At 69.5% G+C, this 24008-nt stretch carries 20 protein-coding genes and 1 pseudogene; 12 read left to right on the forward strand and 9 right to left on the reverse strand.

The features are described 5' to 3' along the window. Positions 1–16 precede the first annotated feature (16 nt). From HYE82_RS00215 to trxA, 5 genes are all read left to right on the forward strand, one after another. Positions 17–1741, forward strand: a complete 1725-nt coding sequence (locus HYE82_RS00215) for a protein kinase family protein (RefSeq protein ID WP_179171815.1) — start codon at positions 17–19, stop codon at positions 1739–1741. Between the two features lie 172 nt (positions 1742–1913). After that, positions 1914–2615, forward strand: coding sequence for an RNA polymerase sigma factor SigM (gene sigM, locus HYE82_RS00220; RefSeq protein ID WP_179171868.1), 702 nt, complete (start codon positions 1914–1916; stop codon positions 2613–2615). Then, positions 2612–3556, forward strand: coding sequence for an anti-sigma factor (locus tag HYE82_RS00225; RefSeq protein ID WP_179171816.1), 945 nt, complete (start codon positions 2612–2614; stop codon positions 3554–3556). The genes sigM and HYE82_RS00225 overlap by 4 nt, the downstream gene beginning before the upstream one ends. A gap of 126 nt (positions 3557–3682) precedes the next feature. Further along, entirely contained in the window at positions 3683–4642 is a 960-nt protein-coding gene (gene trxB, locus HYE82_RS00230) for a thioredoxin-disulfide reductase (protein ID WP_179171817.1), read from the forward strand. Between the two features lie 52 nt (positions 4643–4694). Then, positions 4695–5036 carry a thioredoxin gene (gene trxA, locus HYE82_RS00235; protein WP_179171818.1) on the forward strand — a complete coding sequence of 114 codons (342 nt, stop codon included), beginning with the start codon at positions 4695–4697 and terminating at the stop codon, positions 5034–5036. Positions 5037–5147: 111 nt separating this feature from the next. On the opposite strand, the gene HYE82_RS00240 is transcribed toward trxA, so the two are convergent. From HYE82_RS00240 to rpmH, 9 genes and pseudogenes are all read right to left on the reverse strand, one after another. After that, positions 5148–5765 carry a GNAT family N-acetyltransferase gene (locus HYE82_RS00240; protein WP_179171819.1) on the reverse strand — a complete coding sequence of 206 codons (618 nt, stop codon included), beginning with the start codon at positions 5763–5765 and terminating at the stop codon, positions 5148–5150. A 105-nt stretch (positions 5766–5870) separates the two neighbouring features. Beyond that, entirely contained in the window at positions 5871–6971 is a 1101-nt protein-coding gene (locus tag HYE82_RS00245; protein WP_179171820.1) for a ParB/RepB/Spo0J family partition protein, read from the reverse strand. Beyond that, positions 6968–8056 carry a ParA family protein gene (locus HYE82_RS00250; protein WP_256986784.1) on the reverse strand — a complete coding sequence of 363 codons (1089 nt, stop codon included), beginning with the start codon at positions 8054–8056 and terminating at the stop codon, positions 6968–6970. Before HYE82_RS00250 ends, HYE82_RS00245 begins: the two co-directional genes overlap by 4 nt. 271 nt (positions 8057–8327) lie before the next feature. Further along, the gene (gene rsmG / locus HYE82_RS00255; protein WP_179171821.1) at positions 8328–9044 is read right to left on the reverse strand and encodes a 16S rRNA (guanine(527)-N(7))-methyltransferase RsmG; all 717 of its coding nucleotides are present in this window, start codon (positions 9042–9044) and stop codon (positions 8328–8330) included. 126 nt (positions 9045–9170) lie between these two features. Further along, complete coding sequence (locus HYE82_RS00260; protein ID WP_179171822.1) at positions 9171–9683, reverse strand: R3H domain-containing nucleic acid-binding protein; 513 nt, start codon at positions 9681–9683, stop codon at positions 9171–9173. 15 nt (positions 9684–9698) lie between these two features. Next, a complete protein-coding gene (gene yidC / locus HYE82_RS00265; protein ID WP_179171823.1) occupies positions 9699–10802 on the reverse strand; it encodes a membrane protein insertase YidC in 1104 nt (367 codons plus the stop codon). A 30-nt stretch (positions 10803–10832) separates the two neighbouring features. Further along, positions 10833–11087, reverse strand: a pseudogene (gene yidD, locus HYE82_RS00270) (membrane protein insertion efficiency factor YidD); the annotation flags it as partial. Then, positions 11084–11458: a ribonuclease P protein component gene (rnpA, locus tag HYE82_RS00275; protein ID WP_179171825.1), complete on the reverse strand. Its 375-nt coding sequence runs from the start codon at positions 11456–11458 to the stop codon at positions 11084–11086. The pseudogene yidD and the gene rnpA, both read right to left, overlap by 4 nt. A gap of 20 nt (positions 11459–11478) precedes the next feature. Beyond that, entirely contained in the window at positions 11479–11616 is a 138-nt protein-coding gene (gene rpmH / locus HYE82_RS00280; RefSeq protein WP_018547628.1) for a 50S ribosomal protein L34, read from the reverse strand. Between the two features lie 354 nt (positions 11617–11970). Between rpmH and dnaA the strand changes: the two genes are divergently transcribed. The 7 genes from dnaA (at position 11971) to gyrA (ending at position 24006) form a co-directional block, all read left to right on the forward strand. Continuing rightward, on the forward strand, positions 11971–13719 hold the full coding sequence (gene dnaA, locus HYE82_RS00285) for a chromosomal replication initiator protein DnaA (protein ID WP_179171826.1): 1749 nt from the start codon (positions 11971–11973) through the stop codon (positions 13717–13719). Between the two features lie 1023 nt (positions 13720–14742). After that, entirely contained in the window at positions 14743–15873 is a 1131-nt protein-coding gene (dnaN, locus tag HYE82_RS00290; RefSeq protein WP_179171827.1) for a DNA polymerase III subunit beta, read from the forward strand. A 248-nt stretch (positions 15874–16121) separates the two neighbouring features. Next, entirely contained in the window at positions 16122–16997 is an 876-nt protein-coding gene (gene gnd, locus HYE82_RS00295) for a phosphogluconate dehydrogenase (NAD(+)-dependent, decarboxylating) (RefSeq protein ID WP_179171828.1), read from the forward strand. A 92-nt stretch (positions 16998–17089) separates the two neighbouring features. Then, positions 17090–18226 carry a DNA replication/repair protein RecF gene (gene recF / locus HYE82_RS00300; RefSeq protein ID WP_179171829.1) on the forward strand — a complete coding sequence of 379 codons (1137 nt, stop codon included), beginning with the start codon at positions 17090–17092 and terminating at the stop codon, positions 18224–18226. Continuing rightward, positions 18223–18777, forward strand: a complete 555-nt coding sequence (locus HYE82_RS00305; RefSeq protein WP_309144144.1) for a DUF721 domain-containing protein — start codon at positions 18223–18225, stop codon at positions 18775–18777. Before recF ends, HYE82_RS00305 begins: the two co-directional genes overlap by 4 nt. Positions 18778–19303: 526 nt before the next feature. Further along, complete coding sequence (gyrB, locus tag HYE82_RS00310) at positions 19304–21364, forward strand: DNA topoisomerase (ATP-hydrolyzing) subunit B (RefSeq protein WP_309144145.1); 2061 nt, start codon at positions 19304–19306, stop codon at positions 21362–21364. A gap of 41 nt (positions 21365–21405) precedes the next feature. Further along, positions 21406–24006 (forward strand): DNA gyrase subunit A, encoded by a 2601-nt coding sequence (gene gyrA, locus HYE82_RS00315; RefSeq protein ID WP_179171831.1) that lies wholly within the window; start codon positions 21406–21408, stop codon positions 24004–24006. The last annotated feature ends 2 nt before the right edge of the window (positions 24007–24008 follow it).

Below are 24008 nucleotides of genomic sequence, written 5' to 3' on the forward strand. Positions count from 1 at the left end.
GGAGGCAGGAACGACGGTGGCGGAACGTAGCACGGCTGCCGTCGACGTGGCCGACAACGGCGGCGACCAGCCGCTCGTCGCAGATGCGGCGAAGGCCACGGCCGACGGGGTGGACACCCAGAACGGACGAGCCGCGGACGGACCCATGCCAGAGAAGGACGGCGAACGCAGGCCGGCGGCCTCTGCCGCCGCCCCCGAACTCCACAGCGGCCACAAGCTCGCACGGCGCTACCGCCTGGAGGAGTGCGTCACCCGTCTGGACGGATTCAGCAGTTGGCGCGCGGTGGACGAGAAGCTGCGGCGGGCCGTCGGCGTCCACGTGCTGCCCGCCGACCACCCGCGCGCCCGCACGGTCCTGGCCGCGGCCCGGTCATCGGCCCTGCTGGGCGACCCGCGCTTCGTCCAGGTCCTCGACGCCGTGGAGGACAGCGACCTCGTCTACGTCGTCCACGAGTGGCTGCCCGACGCGACCGAGCTGACCGCGATCCTCGCCTCCGGCCCCCTGGAGCCCTACGACGCGTACCAGCTCGTCAGCCAGGTCTCCCAGGCCATGGCCGCCGCCCACCGCGAGGGCCTGTCCCACCTGCGCCTGACGCCCAGCGCCATACTCCGCACCTCCACCGGCCAGTACCGCATCCGCGGCCTCGCCGTGAACGCCGCGCTGCGGGGCATCACGAGCGACACCCCGCAGCGTGCGGACACCGAAGCCATCGGCGCACTTCTGTACGCCGCCCTCACCCAGCGCTGGCCGTACGAGGACGACGCGTACGGCCTCTCCGGCCTGCCGAAGGGCGTCGGCCTGCTTCCGCCCGACCAGGTCCGTGCCGGTGTCCACCGCGGCCTGGGCGAGCTCGCCATGCGCGCCCTCGCCAACGACGGGGCCACCGCCTCCCGCCAGGAGCCCGCCTGCACCACCCCGGAGGAACTGGCCAAGGCGGTTGCTGCGATGCCTCGCATCCGGCCGCCGGAGCCCGCTTTCACCCCGCCGCCCGAGTACCAGCAGACGACCTACCAGCAGGGGAGCTACGGCCGTCCGCCGACGCGCCCCGGCTCACCCCTGACGCGCCCCATCCCCGTCACGCCTCCGCCCCCGCTGCAGAGCCGTACGGGCCGTGCCCTGAAGTGGGGCGTCGCGGCCCTGCTGATCGCTGCGCTGGGCCTGGGCAGCTGGCAGCTGGCCGACACGCTGCTGGACCGCGTCAAGGGCAACAGCGGCAGCAACGGCAGCTCCACGCAGCCCGCCAAGACCGACGACCAGAAGTCGTCCAAGCAGAGCAAGCCTCTGCCCATCAGCAGCGCAGCGCTCTTCGGCGGAGACAACAAGGCCGGCGACGTCCCGAAGGCCGTGGACGGCAAGACCAGCACGACGTGGATCACACAGGTGTTCTACGGCCACGCCAACTTCGGCAACCTCCCCGCCTACAGCGACGGCAGCGGCATCATCATCGACCTCGGCAGCGTCCAAGACGTGACCGGGCTCGAAGCGGAGATGTACGCCGCGGGACACACCGCCGAAGTACGCGCCGCAGCCCCCGAGGCCACCTCGGCGAACTCCCTCTCCGACTTCCCAGAGCAGCTCTCCAAGCTGGGCATCACGGAGAGGAAGCTGGTGGCCAAGCCTGACGAGCCGGTGAAGACTCGCTTCCTGCTGGTGCACCTCACCAAACTGCCCGCCTCACGCGACGGAGACGGCTACCGGGGCGGCATCACCGAGATCAAGGTCACCGGCCTGGTCGACTGAGCGGCCGCAGCAGTCCGCAAGGCCGTGCGATGCGGTGCAGGGGACGTTCCCGGCACCGCTCCCACGGCAGCCGCGGGGCAACCGCCCGCGGCCTCGGCAACACCGGTAGGCGCCCCCCTCGTGCTCCGCTCGCGAAAGCCCTAGTCTCCATGCCGGGAGGGAGCGAGGTGTGATGCAGGAAGCAGCGGCAGGCGGCCGCAGCGACCGGGAGCTGCTGGCGCTGCACGTCGCCGGGGACCCCGATGCCTTCGGTGAGCTCGTGCGCCGGCACCGCGACCGGCTCTGGGCGGTGGCGCTGCGCACCCTCGGCGACCGCGAGGAGGCCGCCGACGCCGTGCAGGACGCCCTCGTCTCCGCCTACCGGGCCGCGCACTCCTTCCGCGGCGAGTCCGCCGTCACCACTTGGCTGCACCGCATCACCGTCAACGCCTGCCTCGACCGGGCCCGCAAGGCCGCCTCCCGCAGGACGGCCCTCCTCGACGACACGGACCGCCTGGAGCGCCTCCTGGAGCCCCACGAGTCCGCCGAGGCCCCCGCGGAGCGCGAGGACCTCCACCGCGAGCTGCTGGCTGCCCTCGCCACCCTCCCGGCCGACCAGCGGGCCGCTCTCGTCCTGGTCGACATGCAGGGATACTCCGTCGCCGAGGCCGCCCGGGTCCTCGACGTCCCCGTCGGCACGGTGAAGAGCCGGTGCGCACGCGGACGGGCGAAACTCGTCCCGATGCTCACTCATCTGCGCTCGAATGCCGGGGATAACACGGCTATGGAGCGGGGAAGGAACCGGACGCCGGGGACACCCGTCCCACCAGCGGCAGACTCCAGTCAGCCAGCGCCAGGCGCAGACACGGTGAAGGGCGGAGGTGGACGAACGTGACTCCCGCAGCCGGCACGATCCGGCACCCTGACGTCTCGGAAATCTCCGACCTGACCGAGGGACTCCTCTCCCCGGCCCGGACCGCCGAGGTGCGCCGCCATCTGGCCGAGTGCCCCCTCTGCGCCGACGTGCACACATCCCTGGAGGAGATCCGCGGCCTGCTCGGGACGCTGCCGGGGCCGCCCCGCATGCCCGTGGACATCGCCGGGCGCATCGACGCGGCGCTGGCAGCCGAGGCACTACTGGACTCCACCACCCCCAGACCGGGCAACGAGTCCGCCCCCGACGCCGCCCCCGACACCGATCGGGTTGTTTCACGTGAAACAACGCCGGCCGCACGCTCCGGACGGGACGCGCGCCGACCCGCCGGTCACCCGGGCGGCACAACCGGTCCCGGGCGCCGTCGCGCCCGCCGCCGGATCGCGGTCATCGCGGGCCTCACCGGAGCCGCCGCCTGTGCGCTCGGGATTCTCCTCGCAGGCAATCTGCTGGGTGGCTCCCCTGACACGGCGGCCCGCAAGTCCCCCACGAACGCCACCGCCCAGGCCCCCGCCGCCGGCACCTATACCGCCCAGGGCCTCCAGGACAACGTGAACCGCCTGCTGGCCTCGGGAGAAGGCGCCATGAAGGCCTCCCCGAAGGCGCAGCAGCAGGAGAACAGCACCTACGGCCTGGAGAACACCTCACCGGCCCTGGGCGACCGGGCGGGCACGGACGCCGCTGCGGTTCCGTCCTGCGCCCGGAACGCCACCGGCCGCAGCGACACCCCGCTCGCCGTCGAGCGCGGCACCTATCAGGGCAGCGAGGTCTACCTCCTCGTCCTTCCGCATCCCGGCGACCCCGGGAAGGTGGACGCCTACCTCGTCGGCGCCGACTGTGCGGTCACCCCCTCGGACGGCGCAGGCCACCCCCTGCTGACCAGGACTTACCCTCGAAGCTGACAGCTTGGGGCTCGTGGGTGAGCAGCCCGGGAATGCTCGCGCCTTAGGATCCGTTGGGTGGGGTGAGACTCCACACCGGCCCCCAGGGCCCGCAGCGCGCAGTCCACAGAGACGAGGAAGAGACCCGTGAGCGACGTACGAAACGTGATCATCATCGGTTCCGGGCCCGCCGGTTACACCGCCGCCCTGTACACCGCACGTGCTTCGCTCAAGCCGCTGGTCTTCGAAGGCGCCGTCACCGCCGGCGGCGCGCTGATGAACACCACCGAGGTCGAGAATTTCCCCGGTTTCCAGGACGGCATCATGGGGCCCGACCTCATGGACAACATGCGCGGCCAGGCCGAGCGCTTCGGTGCAGAGCTCGTCGCGGACGACATCGTGTCTGTGGACCTCACCGGTGAGATCAAGACTGTCACCGACTCTGTCGGCACCGTACACCGCGCCAAGGCCGTGATCGTGGCCACCGGCTCCCAGCACCGCAAGCTCGGCCTGCCCAACGAGGACGCCCTCTCCGGCCGCGGTGTGTCTTGGTGCGCCACCTGTGACGGCTTCTTCTTCAAGGACCAGGACATCGCCGTTGTCGGCGGCGGCGACACCGCGATCGAGGAAGCCACCTTCCTCTCCCGCTTCGCCAAGTCCGTCACGGTCGTTCACCGCCGTGACGCCCTGCGCGCCTCCAAGGCCATGCAGGACCGGGCCTTCGCCGACCCGAAGATCAAGTTCGCCTGGGACAGCGAGGTCTCCGAGATCCACGGCGACCAGAAGCTCTCCCACCTCACCCTGCGCAACACCAAGACCGGTGAGACCTCCGAGCTTCCCGTGACCGGCCTGTTCATCGCCGTCGGCCACGACCCCCGCACCGAACTGTTCAAGGACCAGCTGGAGCTCGACGACGAGGGCTACCTCAAGGTCGAGGCCCCGTCCACGCGCACCGACGTCCCCGGCGTGTTCGGAGCCGGCGACGTCGTGGACCACACGTACCGTCAGGCCATCACCGCCGCCGGCACGGGCTGCGCCGCCGCCCTCGACGCCGAGCGATTCCTCGCCGCCCTCGCGGACGCCGAGAAGGCCCCCGCGCTGGTCTGACCCCAGACACCCCCCCACCTCAACACCCCGCAGGAAGAATTAGGAGGCCGCTGTGGCCGGCACCCTCAAGAACGTGACCGACGCCGACTTCGACACCGAGGTCCTCCGGAGCGACAAGCCCGTCCTGGTGGACTTCTGGGCCGAGTGGTGCGGTCCGTGCCGCCAGATCGCTCCGTCTCTGGAGGCCATCGCAGCCGAGTACGGCGACCAGATCGAGATCGTCAAGCTCAACATCGACCAGAACCCGAACACGGCCGCGAAGTACGGCGTCATGTCGATCCCGACCCTGAACGTCTACCAGGGCGGCGAGGTCGTGAAGACCATCGTCGGTGCCAAGCCCAAGGCCGCCATCCTGCGTGACCTCGACTCGTTCATCGAGGCCAAGGCCGTCTGACGGCAATGTTTCACGTGAAACGGGGCCGCCCCTTGTCAGGGGCGGCCCCGTTTTCCCGTTCCACAACACGATCGGACCCGGCTCCGATCCGGCCGCTCACCAGCACCCCTCTCACAAGGGGCGCAGAGCGGGCTCCTTCCGAGCCGCGCCCAGCAGCCGGTCCAGTGCCAGTTCCACGTCTTCCTTCCACGACAGCGTCGAGCGCAGCTCCAACCTCAGCCGCGGATGCACCGGATGAGGTCGCACTGTCTTGAAGCCCACCGCGAGCAGATGGTCCGCCGGCAGCAGGCATGCGGGCCCTTCCCAGCGCGCGTCGCCGAATGCCTCGATCGCCCGGAAGCCCCGCCGCAACAGGTCCTTGGCCACCGTCTGCACCATCACCCGCCCGAGGCCCTGCCCCTGATACCCCGGCATGATCCATGCGGTGATCAGTTGCACCGCATCCGGAGACACCGGGCTCGTCGGGAAGGCCGTGGACCTGGGCACATAAGCGGGCGGCGCGTACAAGACGAACCCCACGGGGACCTCGTCCACATAGATCACACGGCCGCACGAGCCCCATTCCAGCAGGACCGCGGAGATCCACGCCTCCTTCTCCAGGGCCGGAGTCCCCGCCTTGGCGGCGGCCTCACCGCTGACAGGATCAAGTTCCCAGAACACACAGGACCGGCAACGCAGAGGCAGGTCCTGGAGGTTGTCCAGTGTGAGTGGTACCAACCGACGCCCCATGAGCGCATCGTATCCAGGGTCCGAATCAGGAGAAACCGCAACAAGGCAAAGGGGCGGCTCGCACCGGCATACACCGGTACGACCCGCCCCTCAGCAGCCGGGAACTCACTCCCCGGACGGCCGCCGCTCCAGCACCTGGCCCTCGCCCGGCGCCAGCGTCGCCAGAATCCGCTCCAGGTCCTCCATCGAGGCGAACTCGACCGTGATCTTGCCCTTCTTCTGACCCAGGTCCACCTTCACCCGGGTCTCGAAGCGGTCCGACAGCCGCGTCGCGAGCTCACTCAGCGCCGGGGAGACCCGGGCTCCGGCCCTCGGCCTCTTCGGCTTCACCGGGCTTTCCGGCTCCGACCCCATCAGGAAGACGATCTCCTCGACCGAGCGCACCGACAGGCCTTCTTCCACGATGCGCTCCGCCAGGGCTTCCTGCGCCTCGGGGTCCTCCACGGGCAGCAGGGCCCGAGCGTGGCCTGCCAGGAGCACACCTGCCGCCACACGCAGCTGCACCTTCGGCGCCAGCTTGAGGAGCCGCAGCGTGTTCGTCACCTGAGGACGGGAGCGACCGATTCGGTCCGCCAGCTCGTCGTGCGTGCAGTTGAAGTCCTTCAGCAGCTGGTCGTACGCGGCAGCCTCCTCCAGCGGGTTCAGCTGAGCCCGGTGGAGGTTCTCCAGCAGCGCGTCCAGAAGCAGCCTGTCGTCTTCCGTCGCCCGGATGATCGCCGGGATGTACTCCAGGCCGAGCTCCTTGCACGCGCGCCAGCGGCGCTCGCCCATGATCAGCTCATAGCCGTCCGGGCCCGCCTGTCGCACCACCACCGGCTGGAGCAGACCCACCTCCTGGATGGAGGTCACCAGCTCCGTCAGTGCATCGCGGTCGAACTCCTTGCGAGGCTGGTGCCGGTTCCGCGTGATGGCGCCGATCGGGATCTCCGCGAACATCGCACCCGCCACATCGGCGACCGAAGGTTCCGCCGGCTCGGGCGTCGGCTCCGGCTCGACCGGTGCCGATGTTTCACGTGAAACATCGGCCTGGGCAAGCGAGGCCAGCTTCGCCGCCACACTTCCGCGTTCCGAGGTCAGTGGCGGCATCGCCGTCGGCGAGCTCGACCCGGCCGACCCTGCAGTGGTCACTGCCGGCGTCTTCTCCTGCGGGGCAGCAGGGATCAGCGCGGCGAGCCCCCGGCCCAGACCCCTTCGTCGCTCGCTCACTGGATCCCCTCCGCCACACTGTGCGTGCTGTTCATGCCCGCGCCCATATGGGCGTGCCGGGCGTCGTACTGGATTCCGGCCCCCCGCAGCGCGATCTCACGCGCCGCCTCCAGGTAGGAGAGGGAACCGCTGGAACTCGGGTCATAGGTGACCACCGTCTGCCCGTAGCTCGGAGCCTCGGAGATGCGCACCGACCGGGGGATGCTCGTCCGCAGCACCTCGCTGCCGAAGTGGGTGCGGACCTCCTCGGCCACCTGAGAGGCCAGCCGGGTCCTGCCGTCGTACATCGTCAGCAGGATGGTGGAGACGTGCAGCGCCGGGTTGAGGTGGGATCGCACCAGGTCCACATTGCGCAGGAGCTGGCCCAGGCCCTCGAGCGCGTAGTACTCGCACTGGATCGGGATCAGCACCTCGGCGCCCGCAACCAGTGCGTTGACCGTCAGCAGGCCCAACGAGGGCGGACAGTCGATGAGGATGTAGTCCAGCGGCTGCTCGTACGCCTGGATGGCCCGCTGCAGGCGGCTCTCGCGTGCCACCAGGGAGACCAGCTCGATCTCCGCGCCCGCCAGGTCGATGGTGGCCGGGGCGCAGAAGAGGCCCTCCACATCCACCACCGGCTGGACCACTTCCAGCAGCGGCCTGCTGTCGACCAGCACGTCGTAGATCGAAGGGACGTCCGCGTGGTGGTCGATACCGAGCGCGGTGGACGCGTTCCCCTGCGGGTCGAGGTCGATGACCAGGACCCGCGCGCCGTGGAGCGCCAGCGAGGCCGCCAGGTTCACGGTCGTCGTGGTCTTGCCGACGCCGCCCTTCTGATTGGCGACGACGATCACCCGTGTCCGGTTCGGCCGGGGCAGCCCCTCACCGGCACGCCGCAACGACTCGAGCGCAAACGGGTCGGGCACACCGCCGGACGTGTCGTTGTCGGCAGGGGGCGGCGGTGATGTTTCACGTGAAACATCACCGCCTGCCGCTTCAGAGCGGGGACCGGGGACCGGGTCGGCCATCGGCCCCGCGAGGTTGGCGTCGGACCGCACGGTGTCACTCTCCTCGGCAGGGGGCTCGCGATGCACAGAGCCTGCCATGCCACCGGGGCCGCGAACCAGCGGGGCCCGTACTGCTGTGGATGAACCCACAGATGTGGACAACTCCGTCCCCCTTCCGTCCCTGGAGGACCGAGGGGGCGCGGCTTCCCGGCCGCGACTGATGATTCCGTGCAGCAGAGAGCGACGTTTCACGTGAAACACGATGCCGGGGCAGAGCCGACAGGTCTCTACGACACTCCCAAATCCGCACCTATAGGGCCCAACACCCCCGCTAAGGGGGTGCTGGGGAAGCCACAGGCCAGGATCGCCACTACCGGCGTCGGCGCGAACGCCCCACCCGGGCCGCCTTGGCCCGCTTGGCCGCGAACCGCACACCTCCGGGGCTCTCGCCGACCTCGACCCGCACCACCGTCGACATCGGGTCCACCACACCCGCGCCGACCTGGAGCACGGAGGTCTTGACCACACCGAGCCTCGCCAGCGCGACCTTCGCCGCCGCCAGCTCCTCCTCGGCAGTGTCGCCCTTGAGCGCCAGCATCTCGCCGTACGGGCGCAGCAGCGGCACGCCCCAGCCCGCAAGGCGGTCCAGCGGGGCCACCGCCCGCGCCGTCACCACATGCACGGGCTGCACCTTGCCGAGCATTTCCTCAGCCCGGCCGCGCACCACCGTCACATGGTCCAGGCCCAGCAGTTCCACGGCCTCCTGGAGGAAGTTCGTGCGCCGGAGCAGCGGCTCCAGCAGCGTGATCTTCAGGTCCCGGCGCACCAGGGCCAGCGGGATGCCGGGAAGGCCGGCGCCTGAGCCCACGTCGCACACGGTGACGCCCTCGGGCACCACCTCCGACAAGACCGCACAGTTCAGCAGGTGCCGCTCCCACAGGCGCGGCACCTCGCGTGGGCCGATGAGGCCCCGCTGGACCCCTGCGTCCGCGAGCAGCTCCGCGTACCGCACAGCTTCGGGGAAAAACTCGCCGAACACCGCGCGCGCCTCTTCCGGCGCCGGGGGAAGCTCCGCTGCCTCCGTCACGGGGACCGTCCTTCCGTTTTGCGTACCGCGTGATCAGTGATCGTGAAAACGCACTGGTACTGCCAGGCTGACAAACATCGGCCCCGTCTGCGACACAGACGGGGCCGAACACATCGGGGCTTGCGATCAGGCCGGGAGCACAACGACGAAGCGCTGCGGCTCCACGCCTTCCGACTCGCTCCGCAGACCGGCGGCCGCCACGGCGTCGTGGACGACCTTCCGCTCGAACGGCGTCATCGGGGCCAGCTTCAGGGGCTCGCCCGACGCCTTCACGTCGGCCGCCGCCTTGGCCCCCAGAGCCGCCAGTTCCTGGCGCTTCTTGGCACGGAACCCTGCGATGTCCAGCATCAGTCGGCTGCGATCCCCGGTCTCTCGGTGCACGGCGAGGCGGGTCAGCTCCTGCAGGGCCTCCAGGACTTCGCCGTCGCGCCCCACGAGCTTCTGCAGGTCGCGGCCGCCGGAGTCGCTGACGATCGAGACCGAGGCCCGGTCGGCCTCGACGTCCATGTCGATGTCACCGTCGAGATCGGCGATGTCGAGCAGACCCTCAAGGTAGTCGGCCGCGATCTCACCCTCCTGCTCGAGGCGGGTCAGGGTGTCGCCACTCTCAGCGGCGGCGGTGGTGGTGCCTTCCGTCACGGGAGGGACTCCTTCTTACTTCTTGGGAGAGGGCTTGGAGGGCGTCTGGCGCTGCGCCTTCGTCTGGCGCTTCGGCTGCTGACGCTTCTGGGCGCCGCTGCTCGCCGCGTCCGCGTCCGCCGTGGCCACGGAACTCTTGATCACAGAACCGTCATCCTGGGCGGCCAGACCCTGCTTCGTCAGAGTTGCGATGAACTTGCGCTCGATGTCGTTGCGGTCCGGACCCTTGGCCACGATCGCGGCGACGATCTTCTTCTTGCCCCGTCCCTTGACCTGCCCGTGCGAGCTGACGGACTTGAGCAGGCGCGTCAGGTACTGGTCCTGCGCCTTGCTGCCCGGCGTCGGGTTCTGGTTGATCACGTACATCTGCTGGCCCATGGTCCAGACGTTGGTGGTCAGCCAGTAGACGAGGACACCGACGGGGAAGTTGACACCCATGACGGCGAAGATCACCGGGAAGATGTACATCAGCATCTTCTGCTGCTGCATGAACGGCGTCTTGACCGTCAGGTCCACGTTCTTCTGCATCAGCTGGCGCTGGGTGTAGAACTGCGACAGCGACATCAGGATGATCATGAACGCGGTCACGATCCGGACGTCCGTCAGCGAGGCGCCCAGCGCGGCGACCTTCTCAGGGCTGTCCATGAACTTGGCGGCGATCGGCGCGCCGAAGATCTTCGCCTCGCGGGCGCTGTCGACCAGCTGCTGGTCCAGCACACCGATGGTCTTGCCGTCGGCGATGTGCGCCAGCACGGAGTACAGCGCGAAGAAGAACGGCGACTGCGCCAGGATGGGAAGACACGAGGAGAGCGGGTTGGTACCCGTCTCCTTGTACAGCTTCATCATCTCTTCGGACTGACGCTGCTTGTCGTTCTTGTAGCGCTCCTGGATCGCCTTCATCTTCGGCTGGAGCGCCTGCATGCCCCGCGTCGCCTTGATCTGCTTCACGAAGAGCGGGATCAGGCAGATACGGATCAGGACCACCAGGGACACGATGGACAGGCCCCAGGCCCACCCGCTGTCCGGCCCGAAGATCGCTCCATACAGTGAGTGGAACTGGACGACGATCCACGAGACGGGTGTGGTGATAAAGCTGAACAGACTGGCAATCGTGTCCACTAATCAGGCTCCTTGAGCATTGCGAGATCTACGCAACGCAGTGCGCAGCTGCTCGTGCCAACGCGGGCGTTTACGAGGTGGGACATGATCAACCCCACCCGCGGACCACGGGTTGCACCGCAGGATCCGCCAGGCGGTGAGAACGGTCCCCTTCACCGCACCATGCCGGTCGATGGCCGTGAACCCGTAGCGCGAGCACGAGGGGTAGTAACGGCACACCGGGCCGAGCAGCGGACTGATGGTCCACTGGTACAGCTTGATCAAAGCGAGCAGCGGGTACTTCATCGAGCTGCGCCTCCCAGGAGCCGCAGCAGAGCGGCATCCAGGTCCTTGGCCAGGTCCTCGAGGCGGGCATCGCCCGATCCGGGCAACGCCCTCACCACCACCAGGCTACCGGCGGGCAGGCGGGAGAGCCGCTCGCGTACGAGATGGCGGAGGCGGCGCTTCACCCGGTTCCGGACGACGGCGCCCCCCACGGCCTTGCTGACGACGAAACCCGCACGGGTCGAGGGAACTGTCTCCCCCGGCCCGTGCGGGTCCGTTGCACCGCTTGTGCGTAGGTGGACGACGAGGAGCGGGCGACCGGCCCTGCGGCCTCGGCGTACCGCGCTCGCGAAGTCCTCGCGCCGCCTCAGCCGATTTTCGGGAGACAGCACGACGTCACGACCTGCGTGAGTTACGCGGAGAGGGCAGCGCGGCCCTTGCTGCGGCGGTTCGCCAGGATGGCGCGGCCGGCACGGGTGCGCATCCGCAGGCGGAAGCCGTGGGTCTTCGCGCGGCGACGGTTGTTCGGCTGGAAGGTGCGCTTGCTCACTCGGGGGCTCCAGAGAATGAATCGTTGTGGCGGGACATCGCCTGGCTGTCACCGTGCGCCCACGAGGAACTCGCGTGTTCGCCCGAGTGGCACCGCTCAACGACCACGATCAGTGATCCTCGCCCATCGGTAGGCAGGCGGCAGCAGCCATCGACAACTCGACCTCGTTACGGTACGCGCGGCTACGCCATCCGGTCAAACCGAGGCGACGCCGTCCCGCGCTGTACACAGGCTGTGGACAACGACTTGAACCCTACCGGTCGCGCTGACTACCGTTGTCTGACCCCGGATTTTTGTCCCGACCGTCCCAAAGAACCACACATTCGTGGGACCCCCTGTGAGAGAGCGTGCCCTGTGGCTGACGTACCTGCCGATCTTGCCGCAGTGTGGCCACGGGTGCTCGAGAAGCTCCTGGGGGAAGGACAGCAGGCGGTCGAGCCGAAGGACCAGCAGTGGGTCGAGCGCTGCCAGCCCCTGGCCCTCGTCGCCGACACCGCGCTGCTCGCCGTACCCAACGAGTACGGAAAGCGCGTCCTCGAAGGCCGTCTGGCGCCGCTGATCAGCGATGCGCTCAGCCGTGAGTGCGGCCGCCCCATCCGTATCGCCATCACCGTGGACGACTCCGTCGGCGAGCCCGCGCCGCCGCCGGCCCCGCCCGCCCCGCAGCGAGGCGAGTCGTACGAGCCGTACGGCGGCCCGCGCCCCGGCGGCCACCACGGTCCCGGGCCGGGCGACGACCAGCTGCCCACCGCGCGCCCCGCGTACCCGGACTACCAGCAGCAGCGCCCGGAGCCCGGCGCCTGGCCCCGTGGCGGCCAGCAGGACGACTACGGCTGGCAGCAGCCGCGCCACGGCGGCTTCCCCGAGCGCGACCCGTACGCCTCCCCGCAGCCGGGCTACCTCCAGCAGGCCGAGTCCGGCGGCTACGACCAGGGCTCCTACGAGCCTCAGCCGTTCGAGTCCTCCCCGTACGAGTCGCCGTACGAGCCGTCGGGCCCCCGCCCGGGGCCCGGCCGGTCCGCGCCCCCGCCGGCCCCGTCCGGGGGCTCCACCTCGGGTCCGCCGGAGCCGACCGCCCGGCTGAACCCGAAGTACCTCTTCGACACCTTCGTCATCGGCGCCTCGAACCGCTTCGCGCACGCCGCCGCGGTGGCCGTCGCCGAGGCGCCGGCCAAGGCCTACAACCCGCTCTTCATCTACGGGGAGTCGGGGCTCGGCAAGACGCACCTGCTGCACGCCATCGGGCACTACGCGCGGAGCCTCTACCCGGGCACCCGCGTGCGGTACGTGAGCTCGGAGGAGTTCACCAACGAGTTCATCAACTCCATCCGAGACGGCAAGGGCGACGCCTTCCGCAAGCGGTACCGCGAGATGGACATCCTGCTCGTCGACGACATCCAGTTCCTGGCGAGCAAGGAGTCGACTCAGGAGGAGTTCTTCCACACCTTCAACACGCTCCACAACGCCAACAAGCAGATCGTGCTGTCCTCCGACCGGCCGCCCAAGCAGCTGGTCACCCTGGAGGACCGGCTCCGCAACCGCTTCGAGTGGGGCCTGATCACCGACGTCCAGCCGCCCGAGCTGGAGACCCGTATCGCGATCCTGCGCAAGAAGGCCGTACAGGAGCAGCTCAACGCCCCGCCGGAGGTACTGGAGTTCATCGCCTCCCGCATCTCGCGCAACATCCGCGAGCTGGAGGGGGCGCTGATCCGGGTCACGGCCTTCGCGAGCCTGAACCGGCAGCCGGTCGACCTCGGGCTGACCGAGGACGTCCTCAAGAACCTGATCCCCGGGGGCGAGGACTCCGCACCCGAGATCACGGCCTCGGACATCATGGCGGCCACGGCCGACTACTTCGGTCTGACGGTGGACGACCTGTGCGGCTCCTCGCGCAGCCGCGTCCTGGTCACCGCCCGGCAGATCGCGATGTACCTGTGCCGGGAGCTCACGGACCTGTCCCTGCCGAAGATCGGGGCACAGTTCGGCGGGCGGGACCACACCACCGTCATGCACGCGGACCGCAAGATCCGCGCTCTGATGGCCGAGCGGCGCTCGATCTACAACCAGGTCACCGAGCTCACCAACCGCATCAAGAACGGCTGAGCCGCAGCACCCGGAACCTGACACCCGCCACCCGGAACCTGACACCCGGCACCCGGCACTCAGCAGCCAGCACTCAGGGCCCGGCACACCCGGCACCGAGCACCCGCCGTCCGCATCCGCATCCGCATCCGCATCCGACGGGCCGTCAACGGCCCTTCGGCGCTTCGCCAAACGCATCCACGGGGCGCTTCCGGAGTAATCCGGGGGCGCCCTTCTTCATGTGCGCGCCCCTGGTCTGTTCGAATACGCCCCCTGTGGAGCAACTTGTCCACAGATTGCGGAACTTTCTTCCGTCCACAGGCTGGGGACTGGCTTGCTCGCCCACAATCTGTCCACAGGGCTTCTGACTGAGGACCCATCAGGCCAGGTCACAGGCCTGTGGAATTGTGCGTGAGGGATATCCACAGACTGTGGACGGGCGATTCATCCACAGGCCCGTCCACCGTGTTGTCCACCGCTCACCCACAGGTTGCCCCATCCTGTGCACAGGTTCCGACGGGTTACCCACATCGCTGTCCACTGTTCGGCAACCAGGCGCCCCTCTTCACCGCCCGGAGTGAAAGCCGTCACACGGAAGTCGACGTTTGGGCTGTGGAGTACTTGGGGAAAGCTGGGGACACACCTGTGGAGTAGTCCGGGTCACCTGGGGATGGCCTGTGCAGAACTTTCTGTTCTCCACAGCACCCCCCTGTTGTCCACCGGTGCCACCCACAGGGCATGGGGATAAAAAACAGTGCCTGACCTGCAGCGACGGGCTTATCCACCGTTTCCACAGGCCCTACTACTACCCCCATGGACAGTTAGGCCGGATTCGGTTTTCAAGCAGGTGCTGTGCACAACGTGGTCGAGAGGCCTCCCCGACACCTCGCTCCCGATTTGACGGGCGGCAGCACCAGCTGTCGGCGCCGTACGTCAGACTGGTTCCCGGCATCGAGGCCCCCAGCCCTCCAAGGCACCGGGCCCGACGGGCCGACGACGAAGGCCGGCAGACGGACGAGCGAGCAACAGCAGGAGGCGGTTCCGGTGAAGATCCGGGTGGAGCGCGACGTACTCGCGGAGGCGGTGGCCTGGGCTGCCCGCAGCCTCCCGGCCCGGCCGCCGGTCCCCGTACTCGCGGGCCTGCTGCTGAAGGCCGAGGACGGCACCCTGTCCCTCTCCGGCTTCGACTACGAGGTCTCGGCCCGCGTCTCCGTCGAGGCGGACGTGGAGGAGGACGGCACCGTCCTCGTCTCCGGCCGGCTCCTCGCCGACATCTGCCGCGCCCTCCCCAACCGGCCGGTGGAGATTTCCACAGACGGTGTGCGGGCGATCGTGGTCTGCGGCTCCTCGCGGTTCACCCTCCACACCCTGCCCGTGGAGGAGTACCCGGCCCTGCCCCAGATGCCGACCGCGACCGGCACGGTCTCCGGCGAGGTCTTCGCCGCTGCCGCGGCCCAGGTCGCCATCGCCGCCGGCCGCGACGACACGCTGCCCGTCCTCACCGGTGTCCGCATCGAGATCGAGGGCGACCGCGTCACCCTGGCCTCCACCGACCGCTACCGCTTCGCGGTCCGCGAGTTCCTGTGGAAGCCGGAGAACCCGGACGCCTCGGCCGTGGCCCTGGTGCCCGCCAAAACCCTCCTGGACACCGCCAAGTCCCTGACCAGCGGCGACACCGTCACCCTGGCGCTGTCGGGCTCCGGCGCGGGTGAGGGCCTGATCGGCTTCGAGGGCGCCGGCCGCCGCACCACCACCCGCCTCCTCGAGGGCGACCTGCCGAAGTACCGCACGCTCTTCCCGACGGAGTTCAACTCCATCGCCGTGATCGAGACCGCCCCGTTCGTCGAGGCCGTCAAGCGCGTGGCCCTGGTCGCCGAGCGCAACACGCCGGTCCGCCTGAGCTTCGAGAAGGGCGTGCTGACCCTGGAGGCCGGCTCCTCCGACGATGCACAGGCTGTGGAGCGCGTCGACGCCTCCCTGGAGGGCGACGACATCTCGATCGCCTTCAACCCGACCTTCCTGCTGGACGGCCTCAGCGCGATCGACTCGCCGGTCGCCCAGCTCAGCTTCACGACGTCCACCAAGCCGGCGCTGCTCAGCGGCCGCCCCGCGGTCGACGCCGAGGCGGACGAGGCCTACAAGTACCTGATCATGCCGGTGCGCCTCTCCGGCTGACACCCGTTGTCCACAGGGCCCGGTCCCGCAGTCCGCGGAACCGGGCCCGACGGCGTTCACGTCCCGGCCCTCCGGCATTCCCCGCGCCGCCCGCAGCGCCGCCGGGTGCCGCGCCCGGCCCCCGTACGGCGGGTGCCTGGAGCGCCCGTGGCGCCGGGCGGCACCGCCCGGCGTAGGCTCGGAGCCGGGTCTCCCCGAGAATCGGGGCAATCCGGCACAAACGGCCACAACGCTTAAGGAACCACCTGATGGAGCTCGGTCTCGTCGGTCTCGGCAAGATGGGCGGCAACATGCGCGAGCGCATCCGCCGCGCAGGCCACACCGTCATCGGATACGACCGCAATCCGGACCTCGCCGATGTCCACAGCCTGTCGGAACTTGTGGACGGCCTGCAGGCCCCCCGCGTGGTGTGGGTGATGGTCCCGGCCGGTGCCGCGACCCAGTCCACCGTCGACGAACTCGCGGAGCTGCTCTCGCCGGGCGACATCGTCGTGGACGGCGGGAACTCGCGCTGGACCGACGACGAGAAGCACGCCGAGGAGCTCGCCGCCAAGGGCATCGGCTTCGTCGACTGCGGTGTCTCCGGCGGTGTGTGGGGCCTGGAGAACGGCTACGCGCTGATGTACGGCGGCGAGAAGGAGCACGTCGCCGCGGTCCAGCCGATCTTCGACGCCCTCAAGCCGGAGGGTGATTTCGGCTCCGTGCACGCCGGCAAGGTCGGCGCGGGCCACTTCGCGAAGATGGTCCACAACGGCATCGAGTACGCCATGATGCAGGCCTACGCCGAGGGCTGGGAGCTGCTGGAGAAGGTGGACTCGGTCACCGACGTCCGCGAGGTGTTCCGGTCCTGGCAGGAGGGCACGGTCATCCGCTCCTGGCTGCTCGACCTGGCCGTCAACGCACTGGACGAGGACGAGCACCTGGAGCAGCTGCGCGGCTTCGCGCAGGACTCGGGCGAGGGCCGCTGGACGGTGGAGGCGGCGATCGACAACGCCGTGCCGCTGCCCGCGATCACCGCCTCGCTGTTCGCGCGGTTCGCCTCGCGCCAGGACGACTCGCCCCAGATGAAGATGATCGCCGCGCTGCGCAACCAGTTCGGCGGCCACGCGGTGGAGAAGAAGTAGCCGCCGCTGCGGGCGCGGTACCGCGCCCGCAGCACACAGCAGTACCGCAGTACAGAGCAGAACAGCAGGAAGCCGGGGGAGGTCGGCGCCGCATGCATGTCTCGCATCTCTCGTTGGCCGACTTCCGCTCGTACGCCCGGGCCGAGGTTCCCCTCGACCCGGGCGTCACGGCTTTCGTGGGCCCCAACGGCCAGGGGAAGACGAACCTGGTCGAGGCGATCGGCTACCTGGCGACGCTCGGCAGCCACCGGGTGTCCTCGGACGCCCCCCTCGTGCGGATGGGCGCGCAGCGGGCCGTCGTCCGCGCGGCCGTCCGGCAGGGCGACCGGCAGCAGCTGGTCGAGCTGGAGCTCAACCCCGGGCGGGCGAACCGGGCCCGCATCAACCGGTCCTCGCAGGTCAGGCCGCGGGACGTGCTGGGGATCGTACGGACGGTGCTCTTCGCACCGGAGGACCTGGCTCTCGTCAAGGGCGATCCGGGCGAGCGGCGGAAGCTCCTCGACGAGCTGGTCACCGCCCGCTCGCCGCGGATGGCGGGGGTCCGGTCGGACTACGAGCGGGTGCTGAAGCAGCGGAACACCCTGCTCAAGTCGGCCGCCATGGCGCGCCGGCACGGCGGCCGCTCCATGGACCTGTCGACGCTGGACGTGTGGGACCAGCACCTGGCGCGCGCGGGCGCGGAGCTGCTGGCCCACCGGCTGGATCTGATCGCCTCCCTGCTGCCGCTGGCGGACAAGGCGTACGAGCAGCTCGCGCCCGGCGGCGGGCCGCTGGGCCTGTCCTACCGGTCCTCGGCGGGCGAGGCGGTGGACGCCGGAGCGGCGCGGACCCGGGAGGAGCTGTACGCGGCGCTGATCGACGCGCTCGCGCAGGTGCGCAAGCAGGAGATCGAGCGGGGCGTGACCTTGGTGGGCCCGCACCGGGACGACGTGCTGCTGCGGCTCGGGGAGCTGCCGGCGAAGGGGTACGCGAGCCACGGGGAGTCGTGGTCGTACGCGCTGGCGCTGCGGCTGGCCTCGTACGAGCTGCTGCGCTCGGAGGGGGCCGAGCCGGTGCTGATCCTCGACGACGTCTTCGCGGAACTGGACGCCCGGCGCCGGGAGCGGCTGGCCGAGCTGGTGGCACCGGCCGAGCAGGTGCTGGTGACGGCAGCTGTGGACGATGACGTTCCGGATGTCCTGGCGGGAGCGCGGTTCGGGGTGTCCGGCGGTGAGGTGACCCGGCTGTGAACGAGGAAAAGCGGAATGCGCAGGAGCCGGGCGGTCCCCACCCTGGGCGCAAGGTTCCGGAGCTGTCGGGTGTGGACCTCGCGCGCCAGGCGCTGGCGGCGGCCCGGGAGCAGGCGCGGGCCCGCGGCACCGCGGCCGGCGGGCGGAGCGGCCGGCACCATCCCGGCCTGCGCTCGGGGGCGCGGGCGGACGGACGGGATCCGATGCCGCTGATGGCGGCGCTGGACCGGCTGCGGACGGAGCGCGGCTGGGAGATGCCGATGGCGGTGGCCGGCGTGATGGAGCGCTGGCCGCAAATCGTCGGCCCGGAGATCGCGACGCACTGCGAACCGGAACGCTACGAGGACCGTGAGCTGGTCGTGCGGTGCGACTCCTCGGCGTGGGCCGCGCAGCTGAAGCTGCTGGCCCCGCAGCTGGTGGCCCGGCTGAACGCGGACCTCGGCCAGGGCACGGTCCGGCTGATCAAGGTGCAGGGCCCGGGCGGTCGGCCGAGGCGGCACGGCCCCTGGCGCGCACCCGGCAGCACGGGTCCGGGCGACACCTACGGCTGAGGCCCGGCCGGCTGTCCCGATCTGCCGACCCGGCCGGCTTCCCGGCCGGCCGACCCGGTCGAACCGGCCCGCCACGGCGCCCGCCTGTCCGCCGCGCACGTGGCATCCACCCCGACCGGCGCGGCCAGTACCGACCGCAGCCGCACCAGCAGTCACATCCACCACATCAGCCACGGCAGACCCTTGGCGGAGCCCGTGTAGAGCCTTGGCCAAGGCTCCGCGGGCGGGCCCGCGCATCCCCCTGCCCGGGTGGCGTCCCTCACGGTAGTGGAAGGTTGACAGCCCGAAGCGCTGGATGCCCGCGTGAGCCTCTTTGAGCCCCGGTCCGAATATGGGGAGTCGGAGAGAGGAGGTTCAGGGCGGCACATGCGTACTCAGGTACCGGCAAACCCCCATTCATGTCCGTGGTGCCGGTAGACTGAAGCGAATCCCGCCTCGCCGCGGGATCCCGAAGAAAACACGCTGACAACGCAGATCGACGCAGCCGCTCCTCACCCGGCAGGCCTGCCGGCCCGGAGTCCGGCCTGTGCTGTGCCAGAAAGGGCGCTTCGTGGCCGATTCCGGCAACCCCAACGACAACCAGTCCACAGCCGGCGAGAACGGGGAGGTCACCGCCTCGTACGACGCCTCCGCGATCCAGGTGCTGGAGGGCCTGGACGCGGTACGCAAGCGGCCCGGCATGTACATCGGCTCCACCGGTGAGCGCGGCCTGCACCACCTCGTCTACGAGGTGGTCGACAACTCCGTCGACGAGGCACTTGCCGGTCACGCGGACACCATCGACGTGACCATCCTGGGCGACGGCGGCGTGCGCGTGGTCGACAACGGGCGCGGCATCCCGGTCGACATCGTCCCCTCCGAGGGCAAGCCGGCGGTCGAGGTCGTCCTGACGGTGCTGCACGCGGGCGGCAAGTTCGGCGGCGGCGGCTACGCCGTCTCCGGCGGTCTGCACGGTGTCGGCGTCTCCGTGGTGAACGCCCTGTCCACGAAGGTCTCGGTCGAGGTCCGACGCGACGGCTACCGCTGGACCCAGGACTACAAGATGGGTGCTCCCACCGCGCCGCTGGCCCGGAACGAGGAGACCGTCGACCACGGGACCTCGGTGACCTTCTGGGCCGACGGGGACATCTTCGAGACCACCGAGTACTCCTTCGAGACGCTGTCCCGGCGCTTCCAGGAGATGGCCTTCCTCAACAAGGGCCTGACCATCTCGCTGACCGACGAGCGCGAGTCGGCGAAGGCCACCGCGGGCGCCGACGACCCGGAGGCGGACACGGCCGAGCCCGTGGCGCGCACCGTCCGGTACCACTACGAGGGCGGCATCGTCGACTTCGTGAAGTACCTCAACTCGCGCAAGGGCGAGCTGATCCACCCGACCGTCATCGACGTCGAGGCCGAGGACAAGGAGCGGATGCTCTCGGTCGAGATCGCGATGCAGTGGAACTCGCAGTACAGCGAGGGCGTGTACTCCTTCGCCAACACGATTCACACGCACGAGGGCGGCACCCACGAGGAGGGCTTCCGCGCCGCGCTGACCTCCCTGGTCAACCGCTACGCGCGCGACAAGAAGCTGCTCCGCGAGAAGGACGACAACCTCACCGGCGACGACATCCGCGAGGGTCTGACCGCGATCATCTCGGTCAAGCTCGGCGAGCCGCAGTTCGAGGGCCAGACCAAGACCAAGCTGGGCAACACGGAGGCGAAGACCTTCGTCCAGAAGGTCGCTCACGAGCACCTGGCCGACTGGTTCGACCGCAACCCGGTCGAGGCCGCGGACATCGTCCGCAAGGCCATCCAGGCGGCCACGGCCCGCGTCGCGGCCCGCAAGGCCCGCGACCTGACGCGCCGCAAGGGCCTGCTGGAGAGCGCCTCGCTGCCGGGCAAGCTGTCGGACTGCCAGTCGAACGACCCGACCAAGTGCGAGATCTTCATCGTCGAGGGTGACTCCGCCGGCGGCTCCGCGAAGTCCGGCCGCAACCCGATGTACCAGGCCATCCTGCCGATCCGCGGCAAGATCCTGAACGTCGAGAAGGCCCGTATCGACAAGATCCTCCAGAACACCGAGGTCCAGGCGCTCATCTCCGCCTTCGGCACCGGTATCCACGAGGACTTCGACATCGAGAAGCTCCGGTACCACAAGATCATCCTGATGGCGGACGCCGACGTCGACGGCCAGCACATCAACACCCTGCTGCTGACCTTCCTGTTCCGCTTCATGCGCCCGCTGGTCGAGGCCGGCCACGTCTACCTCTCCCGCCCGCCGCTCTACAAGATCAAGTGGGGGCGCGACGACTTCGAGTACGCGTACTCGGACCGCGAGCGCGACGCCCTGGTCGAGCACGGCAAGCGCCAGGGCAAGCGGATCAAGGAAGACTCGATCCAGCGCTTCAAGGGTCTCGGCGAGATGAACGCCGAGGAGCTGCGCGTCACCACCATGGACGTGGACCACCGCGTCCTGGGCCAGGTCACCCTGGACGACGCTGCCCAGGCCGACGACCTGTTCTCGGTGCTGATGGGTGAGGACGTCGAGGCACGGCGCTCCTTCATCCAGCGCAACGCCAAGGACGTTCGCTTCCTCGACATCTGAGTCGGCTCTTCACGGCCGCCCGAAAGGATTTCTGACCAGCAATGGCCGACGAAACCACCCCCACCGCCGAGAACACCGCGGAGGAGCAGCAGATGCGCATCGAGCCCGTCGGGCTCGAGACGGAGATGCAGCGCTCCTACCTCGACTACGCGATGTCCGTCATCGTGTCCCGCGCCCTGCCCGACGTGCGCGACGGCCTCAAGCCGGTGCACCGCCGCGTCCTGTACGCGATGTACGACGGCGGCTACCGGCCCGAGAAGGGCTTCTACAAGTGCGCCCGCGTCGTCGGCGACGTCATGGGCACGTACCACCCGCACGGCGACTCCTCCATCTACGACGCCCTGGTCCGCCTGGCACAGCCGTGGTCGATGCGGATGCCGCTGGTGGACTCCAACGGCAACTTCGGCTCCCCGGGCAACGACCCGGCGGCCGCCATGCGCTACACCGAGTGCAAGATGGCGCCGCTGTCGATGGAGATGGTCCGCGACATCGACGAGGAGACCGTCGACTTCACGGACAACTACGACGGCCGCAACCAGGAGCCGACGGTCCTGCCGGCCCGCTTCCCGAACCTCCTGGTCAACGGATCCGCCGGCATCGCCGTCGGCATGGCGACCAACATCCCGCCGCACAACCTGCGCGAGGTCGCCGAGGGTGCCCAGTGGTACCTCGCCAACCCGGAGGCCCCGCACGAGGAGCTCCTCGACGCGCTCATCGACCGCATCAAGGGCCCTGACTTCCCGACCGGCGCCCTGGTCGTCGGCCGCAAGGGCATCGAGGAGGCCTACCGCACCGGCCGCGGCTCCATCACGATGCGCGCCGTGGTCGAGGTCGAGGAGATCCAGAACCGCCAGTGCCTGGTGGTCACCGAGCTCCCGTACCAGGTGAATCCGGACAACCTCGCGCAGAAGATCGCCGACCTGGTGAAGGACGGCAAGATCGGCGGCATCGCCGACGTCCGCGACGAGACCTCCTCGCGCACCGGCCAGCGCCTGGTGATCGTGCTCAAGCGCGACGCCGTCGCCAAGGTCGTGCTGAACAACCTGTACAAGCACACCGATCTGCAGACCAACTTCGGTGCGAACATGCTGGCGCTGGTCGACGGCGTGCCGCGCACGCTGTCGCTGGACGCGTTCATCCGCCACTGGGTGCACCACCAGATCGAGGTCATCGTCCGGCGGACGAAGTTCCGCCTGCGCAAGGCCGAGGAGCGCGCCCACATCCTGCGCGGCCTGCTCAAGGCCCTGGACGCGATCGACGAGGTCATCGCCCTCATCCGGCGCAGCCAGACCGTCGAGGTCGCCCGCGACGGCCTGATGGGCCTGCTGGAGATCGACGACATCCAGGCCAACGCGATCCTCGAGATGCAGCTGCGCCGCCTGGCGGCCCTGGAGCGGCAGAAGATCGTCGCCGAGCACGACGAGCTCCAGGCGAAGATCAACGAGTACAACTCGATCCTCGCCTCGCCGGAGAAGCAGCGCGCGATCGTCAGCGAGGAACTGGCGGCGATCGTCGACAAGTTCGGCGACGACCGCCGGTCGAAGCTGGTGCCGTTCGACGGCGACATGTCCATCGAGGACCTGATCGCCGAAGAGGACATCGTCGTCACGATCACCCGTGGCGGCTACGTCAAGCGCACCAAGACCGACGACTACCGCTCCCAGCGGCGCGGCGGGAAGGGCGTGCGCGGGACGAAGCTGAAGGAAGACGACATCGTCGACCACTTCTTCGTCTCCACCACGCACCACTGGCTGCTCTTCTTCACCAACAAGGGCCGGGTCTACCGCGCCAAGGCGTACGAGCTGCCGGACGCCGGACGCGACGCCCGCGGCCAGCACGTGGCCAACCTGCTGGCCTTCCAGCCGGACGAGCAGATCGCCGAGATCCTCGCGATCCGCGACTACGAGGCGGCCCCGTACCTGATCCTGGCCACCAAGGCCGGCCTGGTGAAGAAGACGGCGCTCAAGGACTACGACTCGCCCCGGTCGGGCGGCGTCATCGCCATCAACCTGCGGGAGCGGGACAACGACGCCGAAGGCACGGCCGACGAGCTGATCGGCGCCGAGCTGGTGTCCGCAGAGGACGACCTGCTGCTGATCAGCAAGAAGGCGCAGTCGATCCGCTTCACGGCGACCGACGAGGCGCTGCGCCCCATGGGCCGCGCGACCTCCGGTGTGAAGGGCATGAGTTTCCGCGAGGGGGACGAACTGCTTTCCATGAGCGTGGTCCGTCCCGGTACGTTCGTCTTCACCGCGACCGACGGCGGCTACGCCAAGCGGACGCCGGTCGACGAGTACCGCGTCCAGGGCCGTGGCGGTCTGGGCATCAAGGCCGCCAAGATCGTGGAGGACCGCGGTTCGCTCGTCGGCGCGCTCGTGGTCGACGAAACGGACGAGATTCTCGCCATCACGCTCGGCGGTGGTGTGATCCGTACGCGAGTCAACGAAGTCAGGGAGACCGGCCGTGACACCATGGGCGTTCAGCTGATCAACCTGGGCAAGCGCGATGCCGTGGTAGGTATCGCCCGTAATGCCGAGGCCGGTCAGGAAGCTGACGAGGTCGAAGAGACCGAGGCAGTCGAAGGACAGGCCGCCGAGGCCGCCGAGGGTGTGGAGCCCTCGGCCGGGGAGCACGAGGAGTAAGT

Origin of the sequence: Streptomyces sp. BR123, assembly GCF_013401435.1 — a bacterium.
In the GTDB taxonomy this organism is placed as follows: domain Bacteria; phylum Actinomycetota; class Actinomycetes; order Streptomycetales; family Streptomycetaceae; genus Streptomyces.